Consider the following 25,784-nt stretch of genomic DNA (forward strand, 5'->3'; position numbering starts at 1 on the left):
TAGCGTCATGGCCGGCAACGAGCAGATGGACCAGGATGCGATTGCCGCCCAATGGGAGGCGTCGCTCGATTCCGAGGATCCGGCGGAGGCCGCGAAGGCTGCTGCCGAGAACGAACTGTCGGAGACCATGGCCCTGCAGTGGGCCGCCATGGTCGAGGACGGCAGCCGCGATCTCGGCAACGGCAAGAATTCCGGCGAACGGGTGCTGTCGCAGGAGGAGATCGACAATCTCCTCGGCTTCACCGTCGGTGACGTCACGCTCGACGACCACTCCGGGATCCGTGCGATCATCGATTCGGCGATGGTCTCCTACGAGCGTCTTCCGATGCTCGAAATCGTCTTCGACCGCCTGGTGCGGCTCTTGACGACGTCGTTGCGCAATTTCACCTCCGACAACGTCGAAGTCTCGCTCGACCGCATCACCTCGGTGCGGTTCGGCGACTACATGAACTCGATCCCGCTGCCGGCCGTGCTCTCGGTGTTCAAGGCCGAGGAGTGGGAAAACTTCGGCATGGCGACGGTCGATTCCAGCCTGATCTACTCGATGATCGACGTGCTGCTCGGCGGCCGCCGCGGCAACAGCCAGCTTCGGATCGAGGGACGGCCCTACACCACGATCGAGACCGAGCTGGTCAAGCGCCTGGTCGAGGTGGTGCTGGCGGACGCCGAGCAGGCGTTCCGGCCGCTCTCGCCGGTGACCTTCACGATCGACCGGCTCGAGACCAATCCGCGCTTTGCCGCGATCAGCCGTCCCGCCAATGCCGCGATCCTGGTGCGCCTGCGCATCGACATGGAAGACCGCGGCGGCAACATCGAGCTGTTGCTTCCCTATGCGACCATCGAACCGATCCGGGCCGTTCTGCTCCAGATGTTCATGGGCGAGAAGTTCGGCCGCGACCCGATCTGGGAGGGCCATTTCGCCACCGAGATCGTCCAGGCCGAAATCGCCGTCGATGCCGTGCTCTACGAGGCCGATATTCCGCTCAAGCAGCTGATGCGGCTGAAGGTCGGGGACACGCTGCCGCTGGAAATGCGCGCCGACGCCAACGTCTCCGTGCGCTGCGGCGACGTCATCCTCACCGAAGGGCGGATGGGCCGGGTCGGCGACCGTGTCGCGATCCGCGTGACGAAACCCTTGCGCAAGCCAAGTACGACACTTGCGATGTTCGAGAAGGTGGACGAACAGAACAAGCTGATGGAGGCCCCATGAACCACTCCCTGGGAATGGCGATCGAGACGCTGGTGGCTATCCTGCTGATGCTCACGATCGGCTACTGCATGCTGCTGAACAAGCGGCTGACGCGGTTGAAGGCGGACGAGCATTCGCTGAAGGCCGTGATCGGCGAGCTGATCACCGCGACCGAGATCGCCGAACGCGCGATCGGCGGGTTGAAGCTCGCCGTGCGCGACGTCAACGAAAATCTCGGCAGCCAGCTTGCGGCCGCAACGCAGATGTCGGACCAGCTCTACAAGCAGCTCGGCGAAGCCGACAACGTGGTGCGCCGCCTCTCCAAGATCGCGATCGCGGCGCGTCCGGTCACGAATCCGGAAGCCGCCGCCCCCGCGGCCAAGCCGTCGCCTGCGAAGGCTGTAGCCGCGGCCGCCGAAGCCTTCTCCGAACGCCGACGGTCCAACGGTCTTGCCGCATAAAGTCAGGGTATGAAGTCCTTTCGTAACATCCGCGTCATTCCGGTCGTCCTGGTCGCGGTCGCAGGCCTTGCCATGCTGAAAGTGGCGGGGCTCGTGATCAATGGCGGCTATGTGTTCGATTACCAGCCGAACACGCTGAAGAAGTCCTGGGCGCAGGAGAATCTGAATTTCCCGACCGGGCGCGAGGACCCTGACATCACCGGCTCGACGCATGGCGAGCCGAAGGAAGCGCCGAAGCCGGCTGCGCCCGAGAGCAAGCCCGAGGGCACCCCGGTCAAGATGGACGAAGCCCAGCCGCAGGTCTCGGCCTCGGAGCGCGCGATCCTGGAACGCTTGCAAGCGCGCCGCCAGGAGATCGAGTCCCGCCAGCGCGAGATCGATATCCGTGAGAGCCTGTTGAAGTCGGCCGAGAAGCGCATTGAAGGCAAGGTCGAGGAGATGAAGGCGGTGGAATCCCGCATCACCGCAACCCAGGCCGAGCAGAAGGCGGCCGAAGCCGCGCGCATGAAGGGCCTCGTCACCATGTATGAGGGCATGAAGCCCAAGGATGCCGCGCGGGTGTTCGACCGCCTCGAGATGGGCGTGCTGATCGAGATCGCCTCGGCGATCGCGCCGCGCAAGATGTCGGATATTCTGGGCCTGATGTCACCGGAGGCCGCCGAGCGGCTGACGGTCGAAATGGCCCGCCGCGCCAACGGAGGCGGAGATCAGTCCGCTTCCGCCGGGGACCTGCCGAAGATCGAGGGCAAGCCGACGCAAAAGCCGAATTGAGGGCTCGAAAAGGCGCCCGCGCCGCGGCGGCCTGCGCGCGATCGCGCGGCCGTCCGGTCTGTGCTTAGCCAGACGCCTTGCGCGTCTAGTTCGCGAACCGCGGCTGGGCCCTGCGACCAGTCGAGCTCTGCGGTTTCTCGACCGGAAGGAGGGTCTCGCAGTGCTGCTTGATAAGCGCAGCCTCCGTCATGCGACCTACAAGATGCAGAGTGCTGCGGCAGCAGGGACACTCGTATACCTTTAGGGCGTAACCCCGCGCGATTGGAAAGACGGCCACGACCACTCTTGCCTTGCTACATACAATGCAATTGGCTTCTCCGCTCATTGATTGCCCCCAAAAAGCTGACCAATCGAATTCGCATCGCCGTGATTCCACATCTGATTCAGAGTCGTTGATGGACCGCAACTCCTCCAAGGTTGTGCGCGCGCATGACTTCTACTCGCGTTGCGGATGCAGCGAAGGCAAGCGGCATCTTCTGGGACTGCGATGAGTTGACGCGTACAAATGTGAGGTAGAGTACAGTGGCGCTGAAGAACTCGTCCTAGGCTTCCCCATTGGCAATCAGCAGCGCGGGGAGGAAGCTATGAATTACTCGTCCGTAGCAGAACGCGCTATCGAAGCCGTCAATCGGCTGCTCATCGCGGCGATGACATTTGCCTGGACGTCCGCGCTTGATCATCAGCATGCATCGCCGCCTGAAGGGGAAGATGGCGATGCTGATGATGACGCTGGTCTCGAGCGGGAGAGCCCCTCCGCGCCGGATTGTGCGGGAAGGCAGCACTGAAGACTCGGTCGCCTGGCAGGCGTCACACGATCAGATCGTGCGGCACGTGGGCGCCAGCCGAGCCTGCCCCATGAGCCGGATCAATATGCGGCGGGGACAGGTCAGGCATCGGCTCGGCCCCGGATCCGTCGACTACGCCAGCGTGTTCTTGATGACCGGACGGGTCCGAGAGATCATCCAATCCGGCGCTGAGCCTTGAACTCTCGCCATGCGAAGCGCCATCCCTGAAGTGAAATGAGTCGCCGAGCGCGTGCGAATCTGCAGCCGCCGGGCCAGACGCCGCATGACCAGCAGACGGCGGATCGACAGCCACCGCGGCTTGCCTGAGCACGTCGTGATGTCCGGTCGCCTCGCCTGAAGACGAATGACTGGCGTCGTCGTCGTTTGCTTTCAGCAGGCTCGGGTTGGGCTTCGTATCGGCTCCGTCATTGCCGGCGCCGCCGTGGGCGTGAGCATTGTTGGCGTTTTCCGGAGCACCGCGCGCCTCTTGGCCGCGCTCCGGCGTAAGCGTGCCTTGTTCGGCCGCATCGTGGGCCAAACCCGGCGTGGCGAAGGCGATGCCGGGCAGCTGGCCGGTTCCGGCGACCGCGACATTATCGGCGCTGTCGGGCACCGTTAAATGATCGAAGACAAAGCTGGTCGTTGTCGGTGCAGCCACAGACTGCAAGATTGTGGACAGATCGCCGGGCGAGAAGGTTATCGCGTCATTGCTGGCAATTTCTGCTGTGCGCGCCTGCGCATCGTCTGAACCGGAGAGACCGATAAACTCAGTCCATCCAATCTGGTCCATGGCGGCAAAGACGCTGTGGGCCGCGTCGCTTGATTGGTCCGTCGAGCTCCAGGCAGCGAGTAGCGCACCGTCGCCGAGCGTGATGTCGGACGAACTGGTTATCGTCACCGTGCTCGCGTCGCTCTGCGTCGTTGCGCTGAGATCGAGCGGCTCACCGCCAGCCGCCAGAACAGGCGCCGCCGCCGGGGGCAGGATGAAATCCGACGCGTCGATAGTTGCAATCCCCTGCAAATGGAATTCGAGCAGGCCGGAACTGCCGATGCGAAGGGACTGGTCCGTCGGATTGACGTACACGATCGTTTCGTTGGCCGCGCTGTCGTGGAGCCAGGCGATCGTGTGCGCGGGCACAGACGTGCTTGCCGAGTTCAGGGCCAGGAGAACGAAGCCCAGCGCGCCGAGAGCCGTCAACTCGATCCTGTCGGACCCCGGGTTGAAATCGGTGACGGTGCCGAACTGGCCGGCCTTGGAATCCGTTGCGGACAAATGGGCGAAACGGTCGTTTCCGGTGCCGCCGGTCAATTGGTCGGCGACGGATCCGCCGATGATCGTGTCATTGCCCTTGGTGCCAACGACCGCATCGCTTCCCGAGCCACCGTGCGTCGTGACATCGCCGTCATTGCCTTTGATCGCGTCGTTGTCAGAGCCGCCTTGAAGAATGTCAGCCTGGCCAGTGCCATTGACGGTATCATTGCCGGCACCCGCGGAGATGATCTGGCCCATGTTGCTGCCGGCCGCGAGAGTTTCACTTCCGTGAGTCACAGGGGTGAGGGGAGGATCGCTTGTCGCGACCGGTCCCGCCAGGAGGTTATCGAAATCGCTGGGAGCATCGCCGGCGCCATGGATGGCGATGGTCACGACCTGCATTTTCCCGTCGATGTTTGTCGCTGTGAACGTGTCGGCCTGCGTGTCGCCAACACCAAGCGCCTGCACCAAACTATTGTTGTTGTCGAGCGGGTAGGTCCACAGGCCCGCCGCGGTCATCGTGAACATACCGTAGCCGCCGTCGCCCGCACTCGGTGAGGGCACCGCCGTGAAAGTGTTGGTCGGATTGACGTCGGTGTTGATGAGCGCACCGGAAGCGGTCGGCGTGCCGCCTGCAGCCTCGATCACGGAGCCCGTCGTGGTCGCGGAGATAGCCCCATCGTTGGTGCCGTTGACGGCAGTCGTCGCCGGCTGTGGGGGAGCGCTCAAGGCGACAGCGCTCGCAACGTTAGTGCTGCCCAGAAGGTCTACTGGCAGGCTGGTCGTTGACGCATCGCCATCACGGTCGACTGCCGTCACGTCGAATAGCAGATCGGTGCTGGGGATCCTGGATCCCTCGCTGTATGAGATGTTGTTGACGGCAAACGTAGCGTTGCCGGCTATCGCGTGATCGTACGACACCCCTATTTGGTTGAAGTTCGATCCGACGTAGAGCGTATAGGTCGAAGTTGCGCTATCGAACGTGTAAGTGTTTACGAGCGCGAGATTCGAGGTCTGTTCCACCACGATGTGGGCGTCCCCCGACGGCTTTGGAATGTTTATGCTGAAGTCGTGGACGTCACTGGTGCCATCGAATACCTTGAAGACGACGTCGGCAGTGCCGTTTCCTTGCCACTGCGTCAGCGCGAAACTGACGTCCGTTTGCATTGGCGTGAAGGTCAGATTCAAGGTTTCGTGTTGATCCATTTGCAGTCCCGTGTCACCGACGGCGATGCCGTTGCTCGACGCTTTGACGTCCGCAGCGACGCCATTGAAATCGCCGCTGATGACAAGCAGACCGTCCGGCGCGGTGAGCGACGGCTGGCCACTGCCAGATGCTCCGAAATCGGAGCCGGTCACCGTCGTCTGCTGCAAGAAGCCGACGGTCTCGATGTCAAACGTGTAGGTTCCGTCTGGGTTGATCAGCAGCCTAAAGTATGGATCGCTTAGCGTCCCGCTTTTATCGGTGAAGAACGCATCCAGCTCCACGCCTCCGCTCACCGCCTTGGTCGTATAATAGAAGGTGTAATCATCACCATTCCCGGTCACGTGCACCGACGTGATGCCGCCGCCCAGATCCGTTGTTGCCAGATCGTACCCATTCACGGTGCCATTGTGGATGGCCACACGTATCGCGCTCTCGCCATCCGCGCCGAAACTCACGTTGTAGGTGCCGTTCAAGACTTGATTGTCCGTCGCGACGATGGTTGCGAGGCCAAAACCTCCAATCTCCGGGCCGTCGTCGGTGATGGTTAGCCGGGTCCCGAGATCGAGGCTCGCCGTCTGGAAGTCACCGTCCCTGTCAGTGATTGTCGCTGTCAGGTTCACAGTCCCGGCGGTCAGCGAGAGGCCTTCCTCGCCGTCCGGGTTGGTGCCGAAAGGCTGCGTCACCGCACGGCACTCAGTGAAGGTCACGATTCCTGTCGTCGGATCGAGCGTGATGGTGAACGCCAGCGGGCCGCCGACGGTGCCAACATGGCCTTCAATGGTATTGCCGTTTTGCACCAGCACATCGGCCTGGCCCGTGTGCGAGTCGAGCAGACCCGACGCTGTCCCGTTGCCGCCAGTGACAGACAGCGCGTAGCTGATCGTCGCACCGTCCGCTCCCGGAACCGACGTGAATGCTGTCGAGAAGTTGCCTGAGGTCGTCGTCAGCGTCGCGTCTGGGCTCGAGCCGGCGATGTTGTCGTCCTGCGCAGTAGCTGTCAGATGCGTCTCGCTCAGCGTCAACGACGGAGCCGTCCCCGTTGCCGCAATCGTCGGCCCGTCGTCGGTGATGGTCAGTCGGCTGCCGAGATCACGGCTCGCCGTCTGGAAGTTACCGTCCTTTTCGATGATCGTCGCCGACAAGGTCACAATCCCTGCGGTCAGCGACAGGCCTTCTCCGCCGTCCGGGTTGGTGCCGAGAGGCTCCGTCACCGCGCGGAATTCGGTGAAGGTCACAAGCCCCGTCGTCGGATCAAGCGTGATGGTGAACGCCAGAGTCCCGCTGACGGTGCTGACATGGCCTTCGATGGTGTTGCCGTTCAGGACCAGCACGTCGGCCTGGCCGGTGTGCGAGTCGATCAGACCCGATGCCGTACCGTTGCCACCAGTGATCGACAGCGCGTAGCTGATCGTCGCACCGTTCGCCCCCTGGACCGAGGTGAACGCCGTCGAGAAGTCGCCCGACGTCGTGGTCTGCGTCGCGTCCGGCGCCGAGCCAGCGATGCTGTCGTCCAGGGACGTCGCGGTCAGGTGCGTCTCGCTGAGCGTCAGCGACGGAGCCGTACCGGTCACCGCGATCAGCGGGCCGTTAATGGTGATCGTTATGACCTGCGGGGTGCCGTCGATGCTGGTCACAGTGAAACTGTCGGTCAGAGTGTCGCCGACATGGAGCGCCTGGACCTGGCTGTTGGCCTTGTCGAGCGTGTAGGTCCACACGCCGGCCGTTGTCATCGTGAAGGTGCCGTACGTGCTCGCGGTCGCCGAGCTGACCGCCGTGAAGGTGTTGGCTGGGTCGTCGGGATCGGTGTCGGTGAGCGTTCCGCTCGCAATCAGCGTGCCGGGCGAGGCATTGACCACGCCACCGGCCGCGATCGCTGAGCCGGTCGTGGTACCGGAAATGACGGCCGCATCTTCGACGCCGTTGAGGGTGATCGTGAAGATCTGATCGACTGAGAGCGAACCATCCGACACAGATATCGTGAAGTTTGTGGTCGTTGGCACCTTCAGCGCATTGATCGCATCACTGTTTGGGACGAAGGTGTACGCGCCGCCCCCGCTGCTGAGGTAAAGGGTGCCATAGGGGCTGGTCTGCGATACATCATAGGTCACCCCGTCCAGCACCGTGTTGCCGTTGATCCCGCCGCTGATACCGAAGGTCAGCTTGGCGTCGCTGTCGCTGCTGCTGGCGGAGAACGACCCGCTCGTCGCCGTGAATTTGTCAAACACGATGGTATCGCGTTCGATGGGGCCGGCACCGGTGCTCAGCGTCGGCGGTAGATGCATGATCAGCAGCTCAGGGAGGATAAACGGCGGGATAGGCGCCAGCGGATTTTGCGGCGCGGGAGCCTCGGTCGGAATGAAACTGATCGGCTGCAGCGACAGGGATTTGACGAAGGGGGGTGTGCCCGATCCGTGCGGTCCTTCAAGATTGGCGAGCGCGTCCTGTTGTGCGGCCTGCAACTCCTCCATGCGAGCAGCACTGTTCGTGACCTGGTTCACGCTGACCGAGGAGCCGACCTTTTTGACGACGATCGTTTCGCCGGGGTCGTCGACGATGATGTGTCGCGGAATCGGTTCCTTGGTCACAAGCTCGAACGCACCGTGCGTAAGGTCCTTGTATGTGATTGTATCGTCGTCGAGGAAGGTTACGTCGGGGTCTGCGGCATTGGCCTCCTTGATCGTCGAGGAGAAGAGCAGTGCCGTGAGCGACAGCATTCCGAAACGACCGGTCGAGACTCGTTCGCAAGTCGGCGCAACCGGGAAGTCAAGCGGGCTGCTCTTCGCCGTCTTCACCTGGTGATGACGGGCCGCAGCGGCTTCGCGCTCGTCCCCGTGCGTTGCAGTGGACGTGACGGACATTTTTCAACCTCGATTGCCAAATGGTCGGCCCCAGGCTGCGCCGCATCTCGGCCGGCTTGCCGCGTCACGCGATCGGGAAGCAATTTTGTGCCGGCAACCTCAGTCAGGCCCGCTGAAGGTTGTGGTTTCCTAGAATTCCGCATGGGCTGATCACGGCAGAATTGTTGTCGTTTTGGCCCCGACGGCACGGCTTTCAATGGGACGGGAACCTGTTCGAAATCGCCGAGCACGCATAGTGGCTCTTTCGGGCACGGCTATCAGCCATTGGGATTAATCCGGAATAACCATTTTGGTTTGTTATGACTGGTCTGCCATGATGCGCGATGGCTCTCACCGACGCTGTCGGAGCCGTTCGGTTGCTCAAGAAGGGAGGAGGCCATGGGCACGCGCGCAACGACTCTTCTCGTGGCAGGTCTCGTGCTTGCACTGGCCAGTTCGTTGCCCCGCCCAGCCCAGGCACAGAACGATTCTCCGCGGCGTGCCGTCCTGGACTCGTCGTCGAAGCCAATCGGGAAAGTTGTGGTCGCCGACGGCTCTGTCAACATCGAGCATGCCGGCGCCGCCACGGTCCAGGCCAGTATCGCGGGCGAATCCATCCAGACGAAGATCGGTGATCCGGTCTATTCGGGCGATCTGGTCCGAACCGGCGCCGACGGGCGGGTCGGCATCAACTTTGTCGATGGAACAACGTTCAACTTGGCGAGCAACGCCCGCATGACGCTGGACGAATACGTCTACGACCCGGTCGGGAAGTCCAATTCGACGATCTTCAATCTGACCCGGGGCACGTTCGTTTTCGTTGCGGGCCAGGTTGCGAAGACCGGCGACATGCGGATCGAAACGCCGGTCGCCACGATGGGCGTTCGAGGCACCACGCCTTACGTCGAAATCGCAGACGACGGAACCGCCAGGTTTTCCACTCTTATCGAAGAGAGCAAGAGCAAGCAGACGAAGAAGTCCGGTGCTCCGGGCGCACCTCAGCCCGGGCAAAGGGCAGAGCACAGGCTAAATCTGAACATCTGCCGCGGTTGCTAGAACTGGTCTGGCCCGCGCCATCGCCAGATCTCAGAAGACTGGAGAGCTTGAGATGAAATCAAGGTTCTCCATTGCCGAAGGTGGAATGGCGCTTGTCGTCCTGCTGTTGGTCGGCTTGCCGGTCGCGGCGCAGAATTCCAAGTCGAAGGACAGTTATCTCAGCAATATCGAATCGTGCAACGGGACGGATGCCACCCCGCTCGATGCTCGGATCGGTGCCTGCACGGCCTTTATAGAGACGCGTCAAGGTTCGACGACCGCTCTGGCCATCGCTCATAACAATCGCGGCAACGTCTACACCGCAAAGGGCGACTACGACAGGGCCATCCGCGATTTCGATCAGTCGATCGCACTCAATCCGACATACGCAAAAGCCTTCAACAACCGTGGCGTGGCTTACTTGAGGAAAGGCGAATATGAACTCGCGATCCAAGACCTTAATGATGCGATCAAGCTCGATCCCGGCTACGGCGCTGCTTTCGTCAACCGGGCCGGAGCCTACCTGAAGAAGAAGGACCACCAGCGCGCGGAGCGCGACTACGACGAGGCCATTCGTCTCCAGCCCGACTCACAGGCCGCTTGGAGCGGACGATGTTGGACCCGGGTGGTTCTCGGCGCCTGGCAGGCGGCGCTGGAGGATTGCGACAGGGCGCTTCAATCGGGATCGACCAGTGCTGCCGTGTACGATTCACGCGGGCTGATCCACCTGAAGATGGGCGAATTCGCTGCGGCGATCGATGATTACAATTCCGCCTTGCGAGCCGCCCCGGAATTGGCCAGCGCGCTTTTTGGCCGCGGGCTTGCCAAATCGAAGCAGGGCGATGCGAGCGGCGGGGGTGCCGACATTTCGGCTGCAAAGACAATCCAGAGGAACATCGCCGACGAGTTTGCGCCTTATGGCCTCGGTGACGAGTGACGGTGCGCGCGACGACGGCGTATTAACGCCATTTTAACCACTTGCTCGCGAGATTCGGATTGCGATCGCCCCAGCCCACAAGCAAGGCGTTGCGACGGGCTGTGCCCGATCATTTCGTCAATACAGCATTAACAAGTCCTTAATTGGCAAAACCTACATTCGACGGCATGAGCCGGCGCCAGTGCCGGTATGGGCCGTCGAACCGGAAGAAATGCCGCCAATGGCGCGAGAGGCTGCCGCTGGATTTGTGTCGCGAGCCCGCGCTTTGGCGCTGGGGCTGTCGCGCCATGTCCGCAAGGCCGTCTTGCTGGCCGCCTGCGCGCTGATCGGCCTTGGCACCGTCGCCCGCGCGGCCGATGCTATCCGGGGCGAGGCGAGCTTTTCGGCCGGCGGCGGCTTTGCCCGTCTCGTGATCAAGCTCGGCGAGGACGTTCCCTCCGAGGTGACGACCGCCGGCTCCATCCTCATCATCCGCTTCGACCGCCCCGTCGACGTTCCCGTCGACCGTGTGCCGGAAGGCGCGCCCGATTACGTCAACTCCGCCCGGCGCGATCCCGATGGCAGCGCGATCCGGCTGTCGCTGGCGCGGCGCGTCACGGTCAACACCATGAATGCCGGCGAGCGCACCTTCATCGACCTTTTGCCGGAAGGTTGGAAGGGGCCGCCACCGCCGCTGCCGATGGACGTGGTGAAGGAACTCGCCGAGCGCGCGCGTGCGGCCGAGCGCGCTCTGCGCGCCCAGCGCGCCGCGGCCGAAAGCAAGAAGCGTCCGCCGATCCGCGTGCGCGCTTCAGTGCAGCCGACCTTCGTGCGCTTCGTGTTCGAGATGCCCGATGGCGTCGGGGTTTCCTCCGTTCTCAACGAGCAGAAGCTGACGCTCGCGTTCAATGCCAACCTCAATTTCGACCTCGCGGACGCCGTCGTCGCAGCGCCTCCGAACGTCGCCTCGATCAAGCAGAAGGCCGACATCGACCAGACCAGCATCGAGATCGAGCTGATCGGCGATTCCGACGTGCACTCCTTCCGCGACGACAAGAATTATGTTGTCGACGTCGCTTTCCAGCCGGACAGGGGCAAGGCAGCCGCAACACCTGAAGCCGCGATTGCGCAGGCCGGGGCTGGCGGTCACGGACCCGCGGCGGAAAAGCCGGGGGCCGCGAAGCCGAAAGACGTCCAGCGCGAGGTCATGCCGCCGACGTCGGAAACGATCGCGCGCGAAGCCAAGATCGACGTCAAGCCCGAGGCGAAGCCGGAACCGCCGGCCACGATGCCGCCCACCGAGACGCCGAAGCCGGCGCCTGCACTCCCGGTGACTGAAGCTCCGCACGCTGCCGATACGCCCAAGGAACTCCCCAAGCAATTGCCCAAGGAGGCCGCGGCGCCCCCGGCACCCGCGGTTGCCGAGGCGCCAAAAGAGGTCGTGACGGAAGCGGCCAGGGAGCCGGTCAGGGATGTTCCGAAAGAGGTCGTGAAGCCTGCTGCCTGGCCTGTGCCTGCAGAGGCGCAGGCTGCGCCATCATCATCTCCCGTTGCCAGCGTCGATGCGCGGCGCGACAGCGACGGCCTGCGCGTGACGTTCCCGATTGCCGCGGCAACGCCGGCCGCAGCGTTCCGCCGCGGCGACACGGTGTGGCTGGTGTTCGACTCGCCGAAGCCTGTCGACGTCGAGGCGATCCGCACCCGGGGCGGCGCGATGATCGGCGACGTCAGCCGCATGCCGCTCGAACAGGGGCAGGCGGTGCGCATCCGTCTCACCCGTCCGCTGGTCTATTCGTTGACCAGCGAGGAGGTCGGCAAGGAAACCAACTGGCTGCTCACGCTCGCCGACAAGATCCAGGCCACGCCGCTGCCGCTGATGATGTCGCGCAACATCACCGATCCGGCGCTCGCAAACATCGCCATTCCCTTTGCCAATCCGGGCCTGCTCCACAAGCTCACCGATCCCGATGCCGGCGACATGCTCTACGTCGTCACCGCGCAGCGGCCGGTTCGCGGCTTCATCAAGCGGCAGGACCTCGTTGATCTCTCGCTGCTGGAATCCGCCCACGGCATCGCGATCCGGCCGAACTCCGACGATGTCGGTGTGGAGGTCGGATCCGACAAGGTCATTCTCGGCAAGAAGGGTGGCCTGACGCTGTCGCCGGTCGACGTCTCGGCCGAGCGCGCACCGACCGCGGTGCGGCCGGTGTTCAGTCCAGAGAGCTGGCGCAAGGGCCAGTCGGAAGATTTCTGGACGCGCCAGAGCGAACTGATCTCGGCGATCGCGGCCGTCGAGCCGGCGCAGCGTTCGTTGCCGCGGCTCGATCTCGCCCAGTTCTACATGTCGCGCGCGATGTATTACGAAGCCAAGTCCGTGACCGAACTGATGCTGACGGATCCCCTCAACAAGGAGGAGAGCAGCGCGCTGATCATCCACGCGATCGCGAGCATCCTGATCGGGCGGACGGCCCAGGGCCTGAAGGATCTCGCCAATCCCGTGATCGGCAACAGTCACGATTCTCAGCTCTGGAAGGCGCTCGCCTATGCGCGCCAGGGCAAATGGGCGGACGCCCGCGAAAAGTTCAAGAACGTCGAATTCGCCATCGCCTCGCTGCCGCTCGACATCCAGCGCATCGTGACGATGGACGCGATGCGCGCCTCGCTCGAGGTCAAGGACTATGCCGGCGCCTCCAAGCGCCGCAGCGAGATCGAGGTGATCGGCGTGCCGCCGGAGGCCGCGCCCGGCTTTGCCGTGTTGCGCGGGCGGCTCGCCGAAGCGCTCGGCCACGACAAGGATGCGCTCGACGACTACAGGTTCGCCGTCGACTCGAAGGATCGGCAGGCCGCCGCCGAAGCCAAGCAGCTCGAGGTCGCGCTGCGGCAGAAGCGCGACGAGATCGGCAGGGAAGAAGCGCTGCGCGAACTCGAGACGCTGTCGATGACCTGGCGCGGCGATGCGATCGAGGTCAAGACGCTGCAGATGCTGTCGCAGCTCTATTCCGAGAACGGACGCTACCGTGACGCGCTCACTGCCGCGCGGACCGCGACCAGGCTGCAGCCGAACGCGGAAGCCTCGCGTCAGGCGCAGGATCTGGCGTCGGATCTGTTCACGCAGATATTCCTGGGGTCGAAGGGCGACGAGCTGCCTCCGGTCGAGGCGCTCGGGATGTTCTACGAGTTCCGTGAGCTGACGCCGATCGGTCGCCGCGGCGACGAGCTGATCCGGCGCCTCGCCGATCGTCTCGCCTCGGTCGACCTGCTCGACCAGGCCGCCGAGCTCTTGCAATACCAGGTCGACCATCGCCTCGAGGGTGCTGCGCGGGCCCAGGTTGCCGCGCGCCTTGCCATGATCTATCTCGCCAATCGCAAGCCCGACATGGCGATCACGGCGCTGCGGGCGAGCCGCATCAGCGACCTCTCCGGCGAATTGCGGCAGCAGCGTCTGCTGCTGGAGGCGCGCGCGCAAAGCGACGTCGGTCGCCATGACCTCGCGCTCGATATCGTCTCGAACGTCTCGGGGCGCGAGGTGCTGCGACTGCGGTCCGACATCTTCTGGGCGGCGCGGCGCTGGCGCGAATCCGCCGAGCAGATCGAGCTCTATTACGGCGAGCGCTTCCGCGACTTCAAGCCGCTCAATGCGGTGGAGAAGAGCGACATCATCCGCGCCGCCGTCGGTTACGCGCTCGCCGACGACTCGATCGGGTTGTCGCGCTTCCGCGAGAAGTACGGGCCCCTGATGAGCGAGAGCGCCGACCGGCTTGCCTTCGACATCGCCAGCAAGCCGGCCGCCGCCTCCAGCGCCGAATTCGAGGAGATCGCCAAGCTCGCCGCAAGCGTCGACACGCTGGATGGCTTCCTCCGCGAGATGAAGCAGCGCTTCCCCGATGCCACCGCCCGCGCGCCCGGCACGCCGCTGGCCAGGGACGAGAGCGAACACACCGGCTCGCTGCCGACGATCCCGGTGGTGCGGCAGATCAAGATGACGCGGTAGCGAAAACAACCCCATGCACAGTAGACGGCAGCAACCGAATCAGGGGGTTGGCCGAGGTTGCGATTGAATACGGATTTTGCGAAATAGATTTGACTCGTCGGGCAAAACACCGGCATGATGTCATCATGCGCAACGGCGCTGCGTCGCCGGAAAACCCTGCTGCCAGGGTCGGCCGCGACGGTGCATTCGGCACTACCCCCCGTAACTCTGCACCAGGCTTCCCGCCACCAGCGACCAGCCGTCGACCAGCACGAAGAAAATCAGTTTGAACGGCAGCGAGATCGTTGCCGGCGGCAGCATCATCATGCCCATCGACATCAGCACCGAGGCGACGACGAGATCGATGATCAGGAAGGGGAGGAACAGCAGGAAGCCGATCTCGAAGGCGCGCTTCAACTCGGAGATCATGAAGGCGGGGACGAGAATGCGCAGCGCGAGCTCGTCGGGTGTCGCCGGCGGCGGTTCACCCGACAGATCCAGAAAGAGCTTCAGGTCCTTCTCGCGCACGTTCTTCTGCATGAAGCCGCGCAAGGGGACGGAGGCGCGCTGAAGCGCGTCCTCGACGCCGATCTGGTTGGCGACGAGCGGGCGGATGCCATCGTCGTAGGATTTCTGCAGCACCGGTCCCATTACGAAGAAGGTGAGGAACATCGCCAGCGCCAGGATCACCGAGTTGGGCGGCGCGGTCGCCGTGCCCATCGCGGTGCGCAGCAGCGACAGCACGACCACGATGCGCGTGAACGAGGTCATCATGATCAGGATCGACGGCGCGATCGACAGCACCGTGAGCAGCGCGATCAGCTGGATCGCGCGCTCGGTGACGCCGCCACCGCCCTGGCCGCCGAGATTGATGCTGATGTCCTGCGCGTGCGCAGGGGTGGCGAGCAAGGCCGCGGTGATCAGAACAGAAGGGACAAGAACTCTACGCGGGAAGGACGGCAGCCTCACGAAGACGGCTTCGGACGGCCGAGCAGCGAGGCCATCTCGTCTTCGAGATTTTCAAAGCTGGTCTTTTCCGCGGCCGGCTTGGCCGGCGGGGCCGGAGGTGACGGCTGCTCGCTGCGCGCGGTCCGCGGGGGAGGCGCGTCCGGTGCAACGGGCGGAGCGATGGCCTCACCGGCCGGACGGCGCAGGGCCGCCTCGAGGCGCTGGGCCATCTCGGCGAGATTCTGTTCAGCGCTCGACGGCGCGGCGGCCACAGGGGCCGGCGGCGGCGCCTGTAATCCAGGCGAGGCCTGCGGCACGGGCGGCGGCGGCGCGGCGGCGCGCTCGGCCCGCACCGGCGGCACCTTCACCGGCTCGCTCTGGCGCGGCGGGCGCGGCATCGGAGGCGGCTCGTTGCGGGCAATGCGCGGCGGCATCGGCTCGGGACGAGGCTCGCGCTCGAGACGCGGCGGCATCGGTTCAGGCGAGAAGCCGCCGAGCTGCGGCTCGCCGCGGCGTTCGGCCAGGGTGGGCGCCGGCCGACGGACCTCATCGGCGAAAGAGGGACGTGCGGGCCGCGGCGGCGGCTCCGGCATGTGCGGCTCGGGATGGTCGAGCACTTCGGGTCGCGGTGCTTCGTCGGCCCAGCTGCCGGCATCGGGCATCGGAGCGAGGCGAGGCGCCTCGGCCGCACTGGGACGTTGCGGAATCTGGTCGCGGCCAGCCGCTGCCCGGACGATGTTCGGCTCGACGACGATGTCGGTCGGACCGCCGATCATCAGCAGATGTTCGACGTTGTCACGGCGGACCAGCACGAGGCGGCGGCGGCCGTCGACCGCGGCGGCGTCGATCACGGCGAGCCGGGGCATCCTGCCGCGCTGGGTATTGGCACCGAGCCGGGTGGTCGCGAACCGGCGGACCAGCCACGCCGCGACGGCGATCAACGCCAGAACGACGATGAACGCGACGATGAAGGTGATAGGGCTACCGTTCATACCTGTCCCCGGTAAATGGCGCTTTCGTCGTGCCTATGGTCGGATGTGCCGACCATCGGCCTGCGATGCCCCAAAACTGCGATTTCTTAACGTCCCACGGCAAGTTTTGCCGTCCCCAACTCTTAATAACCTATGAATCGTCCGATCCAAAACGACTTCTTGGCCTGTGCGCAGGCCGCCAAGCGGTTGGGTTAATGCGGTTTTTGGAACAGGGCGAATCACGAGGCGCATTTTATGCCTCGATCGGAGACATGCATCGGCCGTGCCTTAACCACTTGTTAACCATACACGCGGCAAATTCTGCCTAGCTCGGAGCCAGGGTTTGCACTTGGGGCTCCTTGCGAGGCGGAAGGAGCCGCAACGATGTCCATCAACGATCTCCCGGTCCTGTCGGCGCTTCGCACCAAGATGCAGTGGCACCAGGAACGCCAGCGTGTCCTGTCCGAGAACGTCTCCAATTCCGACACCCCCAATTTCCGGCCGCGCGAGCTGGTCGAGCCGAAATTCGACAAGACCGGCACGCCCGCGAGCTCGATGGGGCCCCTGGCGATGACCGTCACCAGCGCCTCTCACATGACGCCCTCCGGCGCCTCGACCTTCGACCTGAACAGGAATGCGAGTTTCGAGACCCGCCCTGCGGGCAACGCCGTCAATCTCGAAGAGGAGATGATGAAATCCGCCAACAACCAGATGGATTACGCGGCGGTGACCTCGCTCTATGCGAAGAGCCTGCATCTTCTGAAGACCGCGATCGGCAAGGGCTAGAGTTAGCGGAGTCTCATCATGGCGAATGACAGCAGTGACTTTGCCCGTTCCATGGCGATCGCAACCTCCGGGTTGCGGGCACAGGCCGGGCGGATGCGGGTGATCTCGGAAAACATCGCGAATGCGGACTCGACTTCGCAGACCGCAGGTGGCGATCCCTATCGGCGAAAGGTACCGACGTTCTCCTCGGCGCTCGACCGCACGCTCGAAGCGCAGGTCGTCACGCTCGGCAGAATCAAGCCCGACCAGTCCGCCTTCCGCGTCAAATACGAACCGAACAATCCGGCGGCCGATGCGAGCGGCAACGTCAAATATCCCAACGTGAATTCGGTGGTCGAGATGACCGATATGCGCGATGCGCAGCGGTCCTACGAGGCCAATGTCAACATCATCAGTGCGACGCGCCGCATGATCCAGCGCACGCTCGACATCCTCAAGACCTGACAGGAATTCCCAGGCCATGGCAACACCGACAATCGCAGCCAATGCTTATGCCAACCTTGCGCGTGTGCTGGACAATGCCGGCGCCGGCAAGGGCAGCGAGCCGAACGGGCAGTCCTTTGCCTCGCTGCTGAAGGACGCCGTCGGCAGTGTCCTGGAGTCCGGCCGCAAGTCCGACGCGCAGACCGTGGCGATGGCCAACGGCAAGGCCAACGTGATGGACGTGGTGACGGCGGTCGCCGACACCGACGTCGCGGTGTCGACGCTGGTCTCGGTCCGCGACCGCGTGATCGCGGCCTATGAAGACATCATGAAGATGCCGATCTGATCGGGCCTCCGCCGTCATTGCGAGCGTAGCGAAGCAATCCAGAGTGTTTCCGCGGCGGCAGTCTGGATTGCTTCGCTGCGCTCGCAATGACGAGGAGAGGGCAATCGTTCCTCACCAGGTTTGGTGGGGATGAAGGTTGAATAAAGGAATTCTGCTATGACCGGACCTGAAACCCTCGACGTCGCCCGCGATGCAATCTGGACCATCGTGATCGTGTCCTCGCCGCTGATGGTGGTCGGGCTCGTGGTCGGCGTGATCGTGTCGCTGTTCCAGGCGCTGACGCAGATCCAGGAGCAGACGCTGGTCTATGTGCCGAAGATCCTGGCCATCTTCGCCACGATGCTGCTGGCGCTCCCCTTCATGGCGGACGCCCTCCATTCCCACATGCTGCGGATCTCGTCGCGAATCATCGGCGGCTGAGGCACAATGCGGACGTCATGCGCATCGACGTCTCGCTGCTGCCGGCGCTTGCCGCGGCCTTCATGCTCGCTTTCGCCCGGGTCGGCGCAATGGTGATGCTGCTGCCGGGGCTCGGCGAGACCAATATCCCGACCCGGGTGAAACTGTCGATCGCGCTGGTTCTGACGCTGATCATCCTGCCGCTGCATCGGAACGCCTACCACGTCGACATGGGCTCGCTCGCGCCGATGCTGGTCCTGATGCTGCATGAGATCGTGATCGGCATCGTGCTTGGAGCGACCGCGCGCGTGACGCTTGCGGCGCTCCAGGTCGCAGGCGCCGTGATCGCACAGCAGATGGGGCTCGGCTTCGTCACCTCGGTCGATCCGACGCAGGGCCAGCAGGGCGTTCTGGTCGGCAACTTCCTGACGATGCTCGGCGTGACCCTGCTGTTCGCCACCGACAGCCATCATCTGGTGATCGCGGCGCTGAACGACAGCTATTCGATCTTCGCGCCGGGCGAGACCGTGTCGAGCGGAGACGTTGCCTCGCTGGCCACGCGCGCCTTCTCCGCTGCCTTCCTGCTCGGCTTGCAGCTGTCGGGGCCGTTCCTGGTGTTCGGCCTCGTCTTCAACATCGGCCTCGGCGTGATGGCGCGGCTGATGCCGCAGATGCAGGTCTATTTCGTCGGCGTGCCGCTGTCGATCTTCGCTGGATTCATGGTGCTGGCCGTGGTGCTGACGGCGATGATGGGCACCTATCTCGACTACTTCATCGGTGTCATGCACCAGATGATGCCGTTGAAATAAAGGCGCTACATGGCGGAAGACAACGATCCAGAAAGTCAAACAGAAGACCCGACGCAAAAACGTCTCGAAGAGGCGCTCGAACGCGGCGACGTCGCCAAAAGCCAGGAGATCAATACCTGGTTCATGATCGCGGGCGGCACGCTCGTGGTCTCGACCTTCTCGGGCTCGGTCGGCAGCGGCCTGTTGACGCCGATGCGCAATCTGCTGGCCAATTCCTGGATGATCAAAACCGATCCCGGAAACCTGCTCGGGCTGATGCAGCAGATCGAAGTCGCCGTGTTGGCTGCCGTCGGCGTGCCGCTGCTGATGCTGGTGATCGCGGCCATTGCCGGCAACATGCTCCAGCATCGGCTGGTGTGGTCGGGCGAATCCCTCAAACCCAAATTCAGCAAGCTTTCGCCGGCAGCCGGCCTCAAGCGCATCTTCGGCAAGCAGGCGGGGGTCAATTTCCTGAAGGGCATCGGCAAGCTCGTGGTGCTCGGCGCGGTCATGACCACGGTCCTGTGGCCGGAGCGGCACCGCATGGAGGCGATGGTCAAGCTCGATCCGATGGCCATGCTGGGCGCCGCCACCGGCCTGACCGTCCATCTGCTCGGCGCGGTGGTCGCAGCCCTCGCGATCATCGCCATCGGCGACTATTTCTTTCAGTATCGCAGCTGGTTCCAGCGGCAGAAGATGTCGCTCCAGGAAATCAAGGAGGAGTTCAAGCAGTCCGAAGGCGACCCGCACATCAAGGGCAAGCTCAGGCAATTGCGGCAGCAGCGCTCCAAGAAGCGCATGATGGCCGCGGTTCCCAAGGCCTCGGTGATCATCACCAACCCGACCCACTATTCCGTGGCGCTTTCCTACGAGCGCGGCATGTCGGCCCCGATCTGCGTCGCCAAGGGCGTCGACAACCTCGCTTTCAAGATCCGGGAGATCGCACGCGAGCACGACATTCCCATCGTCGAGAACGTGCCGCTGGCCCGCGCGCTCTACGCCACCGTCGAGATCGACCAGGAAATCCCCATGGAGCACTATCATGCGGTGGCCGAAGTCATCGGCTACGTCATGCGGATGAAGCGCGGTTTTAGTGCCGCTCGGCAATAAAACCCCCCGAAAAGTACCGGAAATGGCTGTAAACTGGGAATCAGCGTACCTTTCCTTCCTGGCGCCCTTGCGTCTGCGGGTCCGATTCAGGCAGGGAGGACCCGACGTGCCCCACGGCGCGTTGATTCTCTGCCGACAGGCTGCACCAGCGTGAAATGACCGCCGAGACCGACCACGACCTGTCACGCGAGCCCGTTGCGGCGCATGAGCCGTCGCCGCGCTCGGGCAGCATTGCGCTGGTGCTGCTGGTGGCCACCGGCCTCGTCGCGGTTGCGATCGGGCTGATGACGCTCGGGCGCGCGCAGGCGCAGCCCTATATCCTCGGCATCCTCGCCGTGCTGGCCATGATCGGCCTGTTCAACCTGTTCGCCTTCGCCGCCGGCATCGTCCGCTTCGCCGACCGCAATCTCGACGATCCCATCATCGCCCGGATCTCCGATCACGCGTTCGATGGGCTCGCGGTGACCGATGCGCGCGGCCACGTGGTCTATTCCAATTCCGCCTATCTGACGCTGACCGGTGCCAGTGGCCCTCAGGACGTGCGCCCGGTCGAGCGCGTCTTCATCGGCAACCCCGACGTCTCGGAAGCCGTGTTCCGGCTGCTCAAGGCCGCGCGCGAGGGAAAACGGCAGCAGGAGGAAGTGCGGATCTCCGGCCATGACGGCAATCAGGGCCGCTGGCTGCGCATGCGGGTGCGCCCGCTCGGCAACGGCAAGCGCGAGGCCAGATACGCGGTGTGGTCGATCGCCGACATCACCCGCGATCGTGAGCGCCAGGAGGACGTGTTCCAGGAGCTCCAGCACGCGATCGAATATCTCGATCATGCGCCCTGCGGCTTCTTCTCGGTCAATGCCGCCGGCGAGCTCGCCTACGTCAACGCGACGCTCGCGAACTGGCTCGACTACGACCTCGCCGAGATCGGCTCCGGCGGCTTGAGGCTCGCCGACATCGTCTCCGGCGACGGCGCGTCGCTGCTGAGCGCGATCGTGGCGGTGCCGGGCGAGGTGAAGACCGAAGTCTTCGACATCGATCTGCGCATGCGCTCCGGCAAGACCATGCCGGTCCGGCTCTATCACAAGCTTGCCTTCGGCGCCGACGGCGCGCCGGGCCCGTCGCGCACGCTCGTCATCAGCCGGGCCCGCGATGAGCGCAGCGACCCCGACCGCGCCGCCGAAGTGCGCTTCATGCGCTTCTTCGACCACACGCCGATGGCGATCGCCACCGTCGATCGCGCCGGCAACGTCGTGCGCGCGAACGCGCGCTACGCCAAGCTCGCGCAGGGCCTCGGGCTCGACAGTGCCAGCAAGTCGATCTTCCGCGCCATCAATGCGCGGGACCGCCATCTGGTGATCGCTGCGATCAACCAGGCTGCCGAAGGCCAGGCCGACATCGCGCCGGTCGAGGTGGCGCTGGAGGGACCCAAGGAACGCTGGGGCCAGTTCTTCGTCACGGCGGTCGACGCCGCCGAGAACGACGCGGAAGCTGCGATCGTCCACATGCTCGAGACCACCGAGCGGCGCGCGCTGGAGAACCAGATCAACCAGTCGCAGAAGATGGAGACGGTGGGCCAGCTCGCCGGCGGCATCGCCCACGACTTCAACAACGTGCTGTCCGCCATCATGATGGCGAACGACTTCCTGCTGAACGCGCACAAGCCCACCGATCCGTCGTTCCAGGACATCATGCAGATCAAGCAGAACGCGACGCGCGCCGCGACCCTGGTGCGGCAGCTGCTGGCGTTCTCGCGCCGGCAGACGCTGCGGCCGCAGGTGCTCGATCTCGGCGATGCTTTGAGCGATCTCACCATGCTGCTGCGCCGGCTGATCGGCGAGAAGGTCAAGCTCGACCTGATCCACGGCCGCGACCTCTGGCCGGTCAAGGTCGACGTCTCCCAGTTCGAGCAGGTGATCGTGAACCTCGCGGTGAACGCGCGCGACGCCATGCCCGATGGCGGCAAGCTGATCATCCGCACCGCCAATGTCGGAAGCGACGAGGCCGGCAAGCTCGCCTACAAGGGCATGCCGGCGGCGGACTATGTGCGGATCGAAGTGGCCGACACCGGCACCGGCATCCCCGCCGACATCCGCGACAAGATTTTCGAGCCGTTCTTCTCGACCAAGGAAGTCGGCAAGGGCACCGGTCTCGGTCTTTCGACCGTGTACGGCATCGTCAAGCAGACCGGCGGCTTCATCTACGTCGATTCCGAGCCGGGGCAGGGCACCTCGTTCCACATCTTCCTGCCGCGCCATCACGCCGAGCCGGAAGTGCAGGTCGAGCAGCCCGCGGCGGCGACCGCGACCAATGGTGCCGCGAAAGAAGCCGCGCCCGTTGCCGCGGAAGCGAAGCCCCGCACCGACCTCACGGGACAGGGCACCATTCTGCTGGTCGAGGATGAAGAGGGCCTGCGCGCGCTCAACGCCCGCGGCCTGCGCTCGCGCGGCTATACCGTCGTCGAGGCCGAGAACGGCGTCGAAGCCATGGACGTGCTGGAGGAGCAGAGCGGCGCCATCGATCTCGTCGTCTCCGACGTCGTGATGCCGGAGATGGACGGGCCGACCTTGCTCAAGGCGATGCGGGAAAAGAACCCGGATATCCGCTTCATCTTCGTTTCCGGCTATGCCGAGGATGCCTTCGAGAAGAGCCTGCCCGAGGGGCAGCAATTCGACTTCCTGCCAAAACCGTTCACGCTCAGCCAGCTCGTCGCGGCGGTGAAGGAGACGATGACGAAGCAGGGGTGAGGCGCCTCATGCTCCGTCATTGCACAATTGCGAGCATAGCGAAGCAATCCAGAGTCTTTCCGCGGCAATGACAGCGGAAAGAGCGGAACTCCGGCCGCGAGACCGCCGGTAACCGGCGACCACAGCTCCCCGCACCGGGCCAAATCCCCGACAAATCTCGGTTTTTGCCGCTTCCCCGCGACCGAGGGCCGCAGTTATAAGTCGCGGAACCGGCTTCCCTTTTCGTGAGGCCTGCCCATCTTACTGGCACGTCCCCATGCCGGGGATTTGGGAAACGCACATGAATTTCTCGCAATGGTCCCGCAGCCTCGTGAAGACGATCGCTGTCGTTCTGGCGCTGGCGCTGCCGACGGCGCTTGCGATCTCCTCCGCTGATGCCCGCGTCGGTGGCGGCTTCTCGTCGGGTTCGCGCGGTTCGCGGACCTTCTCGGCCCCGCCGTCGACCACGACCGCGCCGGGCTCGACCTCGCAATTCAACCGCACCTACAGCCAGCCGGGCGGCGGCTTCAACACGGCTGCGCCTTCGCGCGGCGGCCTGTTCGGCCGTGGCGGCGGCTTCCTCGGCGGGCTTGCGGCCGGCTTCCTCGGCGCAGGGCTTCTGGGCATGCTGTTCGGCGGCGGCCTGTTCGGCGGCCTCGGCGGCCTGTCGTCGATCCTGGGCCTGATCATCCAGATCGTGCTGATCGTGTTCGTGGTGCGGCTGGCGATGTCCTGGTGGCAGCGCCGCAACGCGCCGCAGGCAGCCTATGCCGGCGCGGCTCCGGGACCGCAGGCGAGCTATCGCAGCGGGCTTGGCGGCGGCTTCGGCTTCGGCGCCAACAACGCGCCGCTCGAGATCAAGCCTGACGATTACGAGGCGTTCGAGCGCCTGCTCGGCGACATCCAGTCGGCGTGGTCGAACGAGGACGTGGCCAAGCTGCACACGCTGGCGACGCCGGAAATGGTCTCCTATTTCGAGCAGGATCTTGCCCAGAACCGCGCGCGCAACGCCGTCAACAAGGTGACCAACGTCAAGCTGCTCCAGGGCGATCTCGCGGAAGCCTGGCGCGAAGGCGAGACCGACTATGCGACCGTGGCGATGCGCTTCGCGCTCACCGACAAGACCGTCGACCGCAACACCGGCGCGATCGTCGCCGGCAGCGAGCAGCCCGGCGAAGTCACCGAGGTCTGGACCTTTGCCCGCCGCCCGGGCAGCCCCTGGGAATTGTCGGCGATCCAGCAGACCAACTGATCGCCTGCAACATGAGAAACCAAGGCGGCGTCGTGCTTTCAGCACGGCGCCTTTTCTTTTGGTGGTTTCGCATTGCGGCGCCGGAATAAGCGGGCGCGCGTCGGGTTGACATCAGGCGGCCAAATACAAGCACTCCGGGAGGACAAGATGATCCGCATCGAAAGATCCATGACGATGTCAGGCCTCGGGCTCGCCGTGGCCCTGCTTGCCGCGCCAACGGCGCACGCGCAGACGGCCGACATGACATTCTTTGTGACGTCCACCGGCCCGGGCAAGGGCGCCGACCTTGGCGGCCTTGATGGCGCCGATGCGCATTGCCAGAAGCTGGCGCAAACGAGCGGCGCCGGCACCAAGACGTGGCGCGCCTATCTCTCGACGCAGGCGGCCGACGGCAAGCCGGCCGTCAATGCAAGGGACCGTATCGGCAAGGGACCTTGGCAGAACGCCAAGGGCGTGGTGATCGCCAAGGACGTTGCCGAACTGCACAGCGCAGCCAACAATCTCACCAAGCAGACCGCGCTCAGCGAGAAGGGCGAGGTCATCAACGGACGCGGCGACACGCCGAACCGACACGATATTCTCACGGGGTCGCAAGCGGACGGCACCGCTTTTGCTGCGGGCGACGACAAGACCTGCAAGAACTGGACGTCGAGCACGCAAGGCGCGGCGGTCGTCGGCCATGCCGATCGTCAGGGCCTGCGCGACGACGAGCCCTCAAAGTCCTGGAACAGCTCCCACCTGTCGCGCGGTCCCGACGGCGGCTGCTCGCAGGCCGATCTGAAGAGCACCGGGGGCGACGGTCTGTTGTATTGCTTCGCGGCGAATTGAGCGTCCCGGCATTGCCGGGAGTGCGTGACGACGGAACTTGCGTCGCGTGCTAGGCTTGTCCAGCGCGCTTCAAAGGACCGTCTCATGACCTATGAGCTCTACTACTGGCCCGAGATCCAGGGACGCGGCGAATATGTGCGGCTGGCGCTGGAGGAGGCGGGCGCGGACTACGTCGACGTCGCGCGCGGGCCTCGCGGCTCGGCTGCGATGATGAAGATGATGGACGCGGGCAAGGGTACGCCGCCCTTTGCGCCGCCGTTCCTGAAAGCGGGCAAGCTCTTGATCGGTCAGACCGCGAACATTCTGTTCTACCTCGGCGCCCGTCACGGGCTCGCGCCGAAGACCGAAGCCGGACAATTGTGGGTGCATCAGCTGCAATTGACGATCACCGATTTCGTTGTCGAAATCCATGACACCCATCATCCGCTCGGACCGTCGCTGTACTACGAAGACCAGAAGCCGCCCGCGAAGAAGCGCACCGCCGAATTCTGGGACGAGCGCGTGCCGAAATATCTCGGCTATTTCGAGCAGCTCCTCGACGACAATGGCGGCGCGTATGTCACCGGTCGTCGTCTCACCTACGTCGATCTCTCGCTGTTCCAGATCGTCGACGGGCTGCGCTACGCCTTTCCCAAGCGCATGAAGCTGTTCGAGAAGACCATCTCCGGCCTCGTCGGTCTGCACGGCCGTGTAGCGGCGCGGCCGAACATCGAGGCCTATCTCGCAAGCGAGCGCCGCATTCCCTTCAACGAGCAGGGCATCTTCCGACGCTACAAGGAGCTGGATGCATGAA

General features: G+C 64.2%; 20 protein-coding genes. 17 read left to right on the forward strand and 3 right to left on the reverse strand.

What is annotated here, in order from left to right; translation table 11 throughout:
• The first annotated feature begins 7 nt into the window (after nt 1–7).
• The 4 genes from fliM to XH88_RS07265 all read left to right on the forward strand — a co-directional run bounded on the left by fliM (nt 8) and on the right by XH88_RS07265 (nt 3,206).
• A complete protein-coding gene (fliM, locus tag XH88_RS07250) occupies nt 8–1,210 on the forward strand; it encodes a flagellar motor switch protein FliM (protein ID WP_271614720.1) in 1,203 nt (400 codons plus the stop codon).
• The gene (locus XH88_RS07255) at nt 1,207–1,650 is read left to right on the forward strand and encodes a DUF6468 domain-containing protein (protein WP_271614721.1); all 444 of its coding nucleotides are present in this window, start codon (nt 1,207–1,209) and stop codon (nt 1,648–1,650) included. The genes fliM and XH88_RS07255 overlap by 4 nt, the downstream gene beginning before the upstream one ends.
• 9 nt (nt 1,651–1,659) lie before the next feature.
• Complete coding sequence (locus XH88_RS07260) at nt 1,660–2,421, forward strand: MotE family protein (RefSeq protein ID WP_271614722.1); 762 nt, start codon at nt 1,660–1,662, stop codon at nt 2,419–2,421.
• A 584-nt stretch (nt 2,422–3,005) separates the two neighbouring features.
• On the forward strand, nt 3,006–3,206 hold the full coding sequence (locus XH88_RS07265; RefSeq protein ID WP_271614723.1) for a hypothetical protein: 201 nt from the start codon (nt 3,006–3,008) through the stop codon (nt 3,204–3,206).
• 22 nt (nt 3,207–3,228) lie between these two features.
• On the opposite strand, the gene XH88_RS07270 is transcribed toward XH88_RS07265, so the two are convergent.
• On the reverse strand, nt 3,229–8,523 hold the full coding sequence (locus tag XH88_RS07270) for a DUF5801 repeats-in-toxin domain-containing protein (RefSeq protein ID WP_271614724.1): 5,295 nt from the start codon (nt 8,521–8,523) through the stop codon (nt 3,229–3,231).
• 378 nt (nt 8,524–8,901) lie between these two features.
• On the opposite strand from XH88_RS07270, the gene XH88_RS07275 reads away from it, so the two are divergent.
• The 3 genes from XH88_RS07275 to XH88_RS07285 all read left to right on the forward strand — a co-directional run bounded on the left by XH88_RS07275 (nt 8,902) and on the right by XH88_RS07285 (nt 14,444).
• The gene (locus XH88_RS07275; protein ID WP_271614725.1) at nt 8,902–9,558 is read left to right on the forward strand and encodes a FecR family protein; all 657 of its coding nucleotides are present in this window, start codon (nt 8,902–8,904) and stop codon (nt 9,556–9,558) included.
• Between the two features lie 52 nt (nt 9,559–9,610).
• On the forward strand, nt 9,611–10,474 hold the full coding sequence (locus tag XH88_RS07280; RefSeq protein ID WP_271614726.1) for a tetratricopeptide repeat protein: 864 nt from the start codon (nt 9,611–9,613) through the stop codon (nt 10,472–10,474).
• A gap of 220 nt (nt 10,475–10,694) precedes the next feature.
• Nucleotides 10,695–14,444, forward strand: coding sequence for a tetratricopeptide repeat protein (locus XH88_RS07285; RefSeq protein ID WP_271614727.1), 3,750 nt, complete (start codon nt 10,695–10,697; stop codon nt 14,442–14,444).
• Nucleotides 14,445–14,636: 192 nt separating this feature from the next.
• On the opposite strand, the gene fliP is transcribed toward XH88_RS07285, so the two are convergent.
• Nucleotides 14,637–15,392, reverse strand: coding sequence for a flagellar type III secretion system pore protein FliP (gene fliP, locus XH88_RS07290; RefSeq protein ID WP_271614728.1), 756 nt, complete (start codon nt 15,390–15,392; stop codon nt 14,637–14,639).
• Nucleotides 15,389–16,363, reverse strand: a complete 975-nt coding sequence (locus XH88_RS07295) for a flagellar biosynthetic protein FliO (protein WP_271614729.1) — start codon at nt 16,361–16,363, stop codon at nt 15,389–15,391. The genes fliP and XH88_RS07295 overlap by 4 nt, the downstream gene beginning before the upstream one ends.
• 363 nt (nt 16,364–16,726) lie before the next feature.
• Between XH88_RS07295 and flgB the strand changes: the two genes are divergently transcribed.
• The 10 genes from flgB (at nt 16,727) to XH88_RS07345 (ending at nt 25,783) form a co-directional block, all read left to right on the forward strand.
• A complete protein-coding gene (flgB, locus tag XH88_RS07300; protein WP_271614730.1) occupies nt 16,727–17,128 on the forward strand; it encodes a flagellar basal body rod protein FlgB in 402 nt (133 codons plus the stop codon).
• Nucleotides 17,129–17,146: 18 nt separating this feature from the next.
• Nucleotides 17,147–17,572 carry a flagellar basal body rod protein FlgC gene (flgC, locus tag XH88_RS07305; protein WP_271614731.1) on the forward strand — a complete coding sequence of 142 codons (426 nt, stop codon included), beginning with the start codon at nt 17,147–17,149 and terminating at the stop codon, nt 17,570–17,572.
• Nucleotides 17,573–17,588: 16 nt separating this feature from the next.
• On the forward strand, nt 17,589–17,897 hold the full coding sequence (gene fliE / locus XH88_RS07310) for a flagellar hook-basal body complex protein FliE (protein ID WP_271614732.1): 309 nt from the start codon (nt 17,589–17,591) through the stop codon (nt 17,895–17,897).
• A gap of 156 nt (nt 17,898–18,053) precedes the next feature.
• Nucleotides 18,054–18,317, forward strand: coding sequence for a flagellar biosynthesis protein FliQ (gene fliQ, locus XH88_RS07315; RefSeq protein ID WP_027534765.1), 264 nt, complete (start codon nt 18,054–18,056; stop codon nt 18,315–18,317).
• Between the two features lie 17 nt (nt 18,318–18,334).
• Entirely contained in the window at nt 18,335–19,105 is a 771-nt protein-coding gene (fliR, locus tag XH88_RS07320; protein ID WP_271614733.1) for a flagellar biosynthetic protein FliR, read from the forward strand.
• 9 nt (nt 19,106–19,114) lie between these two features.
• Nucleotides 19,115–20,194, forward strand: coding sequence for a flagellar biosynthesis protein FlhB (flhB, locus tag XH88_RS07325; protein ID WP_271614734.1), 1,080 nt, complete (start codon nt 19,115–19,117; stop codon nt 20,192–20,194).
• A gap of 155 nt (nt 20,195–20,349) precedes the next feature.
• Complete coding sequence (gene cckA, locus XH88_RS07330; protein ID WP_271614735.1) at nt 20,350–22,932, forward strand: cell cycle histidine kinase CckA; 2,583 nt, start codon at nt 20,350–20,352, stop codon at nt 22,930–22,932.
• Between the two features lie 256 nt (nt 22,933–23,188).
• Nucleotides 23,189–24,163: a Tim44 domain-containing protein gene (locus tag XH88_RS07335; protein ID WP_271614736.1), complete on the forward strand. Its 975-nt coding sequence runs from the start codon at nt 23,189–23,191 to the stop codon at nt 24,161–24,163.
• Nucleotides 24,164–24,310: 147 nt separating this feature from the next.
• Nucleotides 24,311–24,991, forward strand: coding sequence for a lectin (locus tag XH88_RS07340; RefSeq protein ID WP_271614737.1), 681 nt, complete (start codon nt 24,311–24,313; stop codon nt 24,989–24,991).
• 84 nt (nt 24,992–25,075) lie between these two features.
• Nucleotides 25,076–25,783, forward strand: coding sequence for a glutathione S-transferase (locus tag XH88_RS07345; RefSeq protein ID WP_271614738.1), 708 nt, complete (start codon nt 25,076–25,078; stop codon nt 25,781–25,783).
• Nucleotide 25,784 lies beyond the last annotated feature (1 nt).

It is taken from the genome of Bradyrhizobium sp. CCBAU 51627, from assembly GCF_028128765.1.
Taxonomy (GTDB): Bacteria; Pseudomonadota; Alphaproteobacteria; order Rhizobiales; family Xanthobacteraceae; genus Bradyrhizobium.